The sequence below is a fragment of the Dapis hubbardiae BLCC-M172 genome, assembly GCF_050016015.1.
In the GTDB taxonomy this organism is placed as follows: Bacteria; Cyanobacteriota; Cyanobacteriia; order Cyanobacteriales; family Microcoleaceae; genus Trichodesmium.
In genome coordinates, this window is sequence record NZ_JBNHEQ010000220.1 from 60,625 (window position 1) to 66,749 (window position 6,125).

General features: G+C 38.0%; 6 protein-coding genes. 2 read left to right on the forward strand and 4 right to left on the reverse strand.

Annotated features, from left to right (window positions below; translation table 11 throughout):
* The first annotated feature begins 109 nt into the window (after positions 1–109).
* Positions 110–1,183 carry a phage tail protein gene (locus ACP6PK_RS20450; protein ID WP_426562161.1) on the forward strand — a complete coding sequence of 358 codons (1,074 nt, stop codon included), beginning with the start codon at positions 110–112 and terminating at the stop codon, positions 1,181–1,183.
* A 252-nt stretch (positions 1,184–1,435) separates the two neighbouring features.
* Here ACP6PK_RS20450 and ACP6PK_RS20455 read toward each other — a convergent pair whose 3' ends face one another.
* From ACP6PK_RS20455 to ACP6PK_RS20470, 4 genes are all read right to left on the reverse strand, one after another.
* A complete protein-coding gene (locus ACP6PK_RS20455) occupies positions 1,436–2,662 on the reverse strand; it encodes a DUF4159 domain-containing protein (RefSeq protein WP_426562163.1) in 1,227 nt (408 codons plus the stop codon).
* Positions 2,663–2,909: 247 nt separating this feature from the next.
* Positions 2,910–4,208, reverse strand: coding sequence for an RNA-guided endonuclease InsQ/TnpB family protein (locus ACP6PK_RS20460; RefSeq protein ID WP_426562165.1), 1,299 nt, complete (start codon positions 4,206–4,208; stop codon positions 2,910–2,912).
* A 117-nt stretch (positions 4,209–4,325) separates the two neighbouring features.
* The gene (locus ACP6PK_RS20465) at positions 4,326–4,553 is read right to left on the reverse strand and encodes a type II toxin-antitoxin system VapC family toxin (RefSeq protein ID WP_426562167.1); all 228 of its coding nucleotides are present in this window, start codon (positions 4,551–4,553) and stop codon (positions 4,326–4,328) included.
* Positions 4,554–4,567: 14 nt separating this feature from the next.
* Positions 4,568–4,801: a hypothetical protein gene (locus ACP6PK_RS20470; RefSeq protein ID WP_426562169.1), complete on the reverse strand. Its 234-nt coding sequence runs from the start codon at positions 4,799–4,801 to the stop codon at positions 4,568–4,570.
* Positions 4,802–4,904: 103 nt separating this feature from the next.
* On the opposite strand from ACP6PK_RS20470, the gene ACP6PK_RS20475 reads away from it, so the two are divergent.
* The coding region (locus ACP6PK_RS20475) for an eCIS core domain-containing protein (protein ID WP_426562171.1) at positions 4,905–6,125 on the forward strand (1,221 nt) is incomplete at its 3' end.

Below are 6,125 nucleotides of genomic sequence, written 5' to 3' on the forward strand. Positions count from 1 at the left end.
GAGTGGGGAGAGTGGGGGGAGTGGGGAGAGTGGGGAGAGTTGGAGTATTTTTCAATCTTTTTCCTGTATTACTTCTCTACCTAGAAGCTACTGATAACTAATAACTGAAATGACTCAAGCAAACTCTCCTCCAACTCTTAACCTGCAATTGACTGCGATGCAGCTTACCGATAATAGAAGTATGGGAAAGTTTGCTATATCTCGCGGTCAAACTGTAGATGCAAGCCAAATAGAACTACAAGTTTTCCCAGGAGAACCAAGTCAAATTCTGCTGCGGTTAGAAAATAAGTCTGAAGAACATCTAACCCTTTATTTGCAACTTGAATTTCAACCAACAATTTCTCCTGATTGGTGTCAATTTTATCAAGAAACTATTAATAATGGTTCAACTCAATCAGAAATAGTTCAAGGATTTAACCATCAATTAACAATTAACCCTCAACAGCGACAAGATATTGAAATAGAGTTTAATTTTCCGCAAAACTTCTTTGAAAATCAACAAGTTATAAACTCAGAAAATGACAAACTAGAAATTAATTATTCTGCTCAAATTTTAGCTTACAAAAACAATCCCAATGAAAAATTAATTGGCTATCAAGTTTTTGACTTAAAAATTCGTCCCCGCATTGAATATCTTGAGTTTTTACCTGTTATTTATCGTGAAGCGGATTTCCTCAGTCGTTTCTTGAAAATCCTGGAAGAAACCTACGATCCGGCTATCCAAACTACCGATAATTTATGGGCCTATCTTGACCCTCTAACCACACCTGAAGCATTGCTTCCCTTTCTGGCCCAGTGGGTAGGTTGGAAAATGGATTCTCGCTGGCCCATTCAAATTCAGCGTCGTTTGATTCGCAATGCAGTCACCCTTTACCGTTGGCATGGAACTCGTAAAGGTTTACGATTCTATTTACATCTGCTTACAGGTTTACCCCTTGATGAAGACCTCCCTGAAGCGGGAAAACATATTAGTTTGTGGGAAGATTTTCAGAAAGGATTTGTTTTGGGAGAAGCTTGTGTTAATCAAGATTCAATGCTTGGTGGTGGGCGTGCTTATCACTTTATTGTTCGTCTAAAAGTTGAGTTTCCCAATCAAATTGATGAGTCATTAGTGCGAGAAATTATTGAAGAATATAAACCTGCTTTTTGTACTTATGAATTAAATATTGTACAGGAATTTTAGATGAATATATTAACAGGTTATTTGAAGTTTTATAAGAAACCGGGTTTAGAGGTTGTTTGAGAAGTCATCGATCCCCCTAAATCCCCCTTCTTAAGGGGGGCTTGACCTTGTATTTCCCCCCTTTTCAAGGGGGGTAGGGGGGATCTAAATCAAAATTTATACTTTTCAAACATCCTCTTATGGGAGGTAGATGTTAGTATGATGAGGTATTTAATAAATCCGGTTTCTCTGTTTTTTTATACCGATTTGATATTATTCGCTCGATAATTTCTCTAACAATTGAGTTTGATGTCGTCTATACCAAGCAAAATAAAGTAGGTTAATTCCAAATTCTTGCGCAGTTCTAATTTCATTGCGGGGTAGTATATGTTCATTGATTCCCCAGGCTTGTGATAAATGGCCAATAATAATAATCATTCCGCCTCCTACAAAAAGTTGAATGGATTCATTATTAATATTAGGAGGTATTGCAAAGAGAAATGGATGCACTTTTAGTAAATGTTCGGGAAGTAGTCTTTCCCAATGAATAAAATTAAGATTAAATTCTTCTGTTGCCCAATCTGTCAAATCTTTATAATTTTGATTAATATCGTTATCTATTGGAATTTCAATTAATACAGTTCCTCCACTTTCTAGATATTTTTCTAATATTTCTATCTGCTCGTTCCCCAACTCAAAAGTTTGTTGTTCAGTTAAATATAGTAGATCGAAATCAAGGGTTTCATTGGGATTAAGGCGTATTTGTTGAATTTCTGAAATGCCTTGCATTCTGGAGTCAAGTGACTCTACCGAACGCATCAGAAAAGCAAGATTATCTTGACAATATTTCCCCTCCGCTTCTGACATCATTCCTCCAGAAGCTTGAGGGGATAACATTGCTGTTTCAATCACAATTTCCGGTCGCGATCGCGCTATAATTCGATAGCGTAAATCTATATCGTTAACTTGAGGAAATAAAACATCGTTGGGTTGTTTAATTTCAACATTCCCTGGTTGCAAGTTTATGCGACAAACTTCCACTTCTAGATGACTAGGGGGGTCAGTTTTCTGATCTATCCGAAATATTTCTCGAACAACATCATTATCATTTCTCAAGCTTAGTTCTTCTGGGTCAACATAACTGACTACTAAATACACAAGAATAGGTTCAAGTTTGGAAGGTTTAGGATCGTTAATCCTAAATTCCATCGGGCGATCGATAATAATTGGATTTCCCTCACCATCAATTGCAATTCCTGGTTTTATCATCAACCACCCCGTTTGAAACTTTGACTGTACGCCAGGAGGTGCTTGAGTTGGATGTACCCCTAACCCACAAACAATTCCAGGTTGATTTAGGGATTGATAATGTAAATTTTGCCGTCTGCGAGAATAGTGATGAGCTAAACGCCACCTTTGAGCATTAATCATTAAACCGTCTGTGACATGAAGACGATCTAAGGGATTAGGTGAAGGTTTAGGAAAAGATTGTTCTGTCATTTCAGTTATAAGTCATCAGTTGTCAGTACCTCCTGCAATAGGGAGGTTTGAAATGCAGAATTTTCTTTAATTACTTCTGTTCTGCTACTCTCAGAAAAATAAATCATAGAACTTTTGTATGGCAATATTTGGCCACATTATTGACTAGAGTTTTTTGGGATTACAAGCAATGCCTAGAGAAAGGAATTATCTATCCGTTGACATCCTCCCGACACTGACCTACAGTACAGTGCGGGATTCCCATCCATCAATCGAACAGACTAAGCTGAACGAAAGACTCAGGGTGGGTAGACGACTCATTGCTGCTTGCTGGCTTTTTACGACCAGTCTTACGGCTGCTCCTCGTCTTGTTTAATGTCTCGGACTGCCCGCCCGCGACTATACCAAAAAGTGATAGTTGAATCGGATTTTCTGCTACTGTTTCTTTGACTGTTTCAACCTTGGTTTTCAGTTCAACAACTTCTAAAATATTAATAGCAGCATTAATATCACGGTCATGGAAAGTTCCACAATTGAGACAAGTCCATTCCCTAACATTTAATTCTTTCTTGCCACCACGAAAACCACAATTAGAGCATTTTTGACTCGTAGGTTCCCAGCGGTTAATTACCTTAAACTCACGACCATACTTTTCACATTTAGCCTCAGTCAAAGTCCTAAATTGTCTCCAACCTAAATCAATAATTGCTTTGGCTAATTTGCGGTTACGAACCATTCCAGACACATTCAAATCTTCTAAAACAATCGTGTTGTACTTTCTTACTAAATTAGTAGACAACTTATGTAGAAAATCTGTACGAATATCCTTAATTTTGGTGTGTAGTCTAGCTATTTTCAGTCTATGTTTTTCACGACGTTTACTGCCTGGCTCAGTGTTGGCAAACTTTCTTTGAAACTTAGCTAATTTCTTTAGATTCTTTTTTAGAGGCTTTGGTGCTAGTATCTTTTCACCATTACTTAAAGTTGCAAATGTCGAGATGCCTAAGTCTATACCAATATAATTATCAGTTTTAGGGAGAGATTCAGGACTAATTTCTACTACAAAACTGGCAAAATAGCGATTAGCTGAATCTCTAATAATTGTTAGAGATGTAGGCTTACTAGCTAATGGTCTTGACCAAACTATTTTTATCTTACCTACTTTTGGTAGATAGATTTTATCTTGGCTAACTTGATAATTAGCACCTACAAATCTTGCAGTTTGCTTTGACCTTCTTGACTTAAACTTAGGTGGTTTAACCTTAATTCCTTTCCTTTTACCTTTGCAACTATCAAAGAAGTTTTTATATGCCCGATCTAAATCTTTGAGAGATTGTTGTAATGGAGTAGATGCAACTTCCTTTAACCAAGTCAGTTCTTGCTTGGCCTGAGTTATAAATTGTTTAGTCAAGTCCACATAGCTAGGTTTTCTTTGGCCGTTAGAATATACTTGGTTACAATGTGCTAATGTACTATTCCAAACGTATCTACAACAACCAAATAGTTGATTTAATTTGGTTATTTGGACATGATTAGGATAGATACGGTACTTGTATCTGGACTTCAATGTTTTGGCCTCTTACTTTTCAGATCACACAACAAAACATTAAGTAATTTTATTATAGTATAGGTTGGCATTCATCCCGACGCTCCCTTACAGGAAAACGCGGGTCTTCTGCCAACATTAGATAAATTGTTGTTGTACAGAGATATTTTTTTGACTGGTTGGTAAAATTAAACATTCAGCTAAAGTAATAGGAGAAGTAATAACACGGATTGAATGGGACTCAATATAATTGAATACCTCATCTATAATTAAAAAATAATTAGGATTGCTTTCAACATAATAAATAATCGGAGCCGAATCTAAAAAAATCCGATTTAGCTGTTCTAAAACAGTCTCAATTTTCATAGAATTTCAACAATTTATTGTTCTCGTTGTTGCCATTCTTGACGTAATTCGCTAACCCATTCTTGAGCATCTTTTCCCTCTAAGATATTAGGTAATATTCCTCGTAAATCAGACAAACTATGTTTAGAGGTTTTGGGAAGAATTGTCTGACGCTTCAATTGTTCTGTAGTATAGGTAATGATTTGAAACTTTTCTTCTATAGTAAGCTGCTCAATTTCTTGTAATATTTTTGTTAATAAAGGACTCATTAGTTTAATCTCCAGAAATAGTCTAACTACTATTATGTGGCAATTGGGTTTAATTATGTTATATTGGAATATAAGTATTGCAGCCTAATCGCGATGTATCGTCATGACTCATGATTTTGTCAAGCCTAAGAAAATAGGTGGACTTGATACCAACACCCATGCTGGACAAAGAAGTCCATTTGCTAGTCGTCCTTTTTTAGCAACTCCTAGAAGTCAGCCACAGCCCCAAGACATACAAACAATGCGAGAACGGGCGGCACGATACCAAGCTGCAAATCCTCATATTTATGGCACTTCAGCTCAAACTCAAACGGTTCAAAGACAAGCCTCAGAGACGGAAGAAGAAAGTCTCCAGATGAAGGCCAATGAGTCTGTTCAAGGAAGGCCAGAACAGCTTGACCTCCAAACATTGATTAGGCAAAGAGCGGCACGACTCGATACACCGCTACAACGGATGATGAAAGTTCAAACTAAATCTTTTCAGACTAAGTTCCAGACTAAGCTAACGGTCGGGAAACCGGGGGACAAATACGAACAAGAAGCAGACAACATGGCCGCTAAAGTTATGGCCATGCCAGAGACGGAGCAGAAAATATCTCAGAAAACTGAATTAGCTCCCAAGCAAGAGGAATCTGAAGTTCAAATGCGATCGCTGGCCGATTCTATCACCTCTGTTGGTCAGGGACAATTGACGGGTGAGCCACAGTCTGTTGTGCAGAATAAAGAAGGCCAATCTTCAAACAAACCAGGTCTGGAAAGTCGTTTAGCCAGTCAGCAGGGTCAGGGAAGTCCTCTACCGGATGAAACGCGCAACTTTATGGAGTCGCGGTTTGGGGCGGACTTTGGTAATGTGCGGGTACATACGGGCTCCCAGGCGGTGCAGATGAATAAGGAGTTGGGGGCGCAGGCGTTTACTCACGGGAATGATGTTTACTTTAATTCTGGGAAGTTTAATCCTGGGTCGAGTAGTGGTCAGGAGTTGTTAGCCCATGAGTTGACCCATACCATTCAACAAACGGGAGGGAAAACCTCAAAATCAAACGTTCAAAAGTCCTCCAAAGCCAACAAAGTCCAAACGAAGCCGAGCATGACTCCCTTGACGGAGGAAGAAATACAAGATTTATACCAATTCTTCTCAGCATTCCTAAGTTTATTAAACGAAGAAAAAACACAAAACGAAGAAACAACACAAAACGAAGAAACAACACAAAACGCAGAAACAACACAAAACGAAGAAACAACACAAAACGAAGAAACAACACAAAACGAAGAAACAACACAAAACGAAGAAACAACACAAAACGAAGAAACAACACAAAACGAA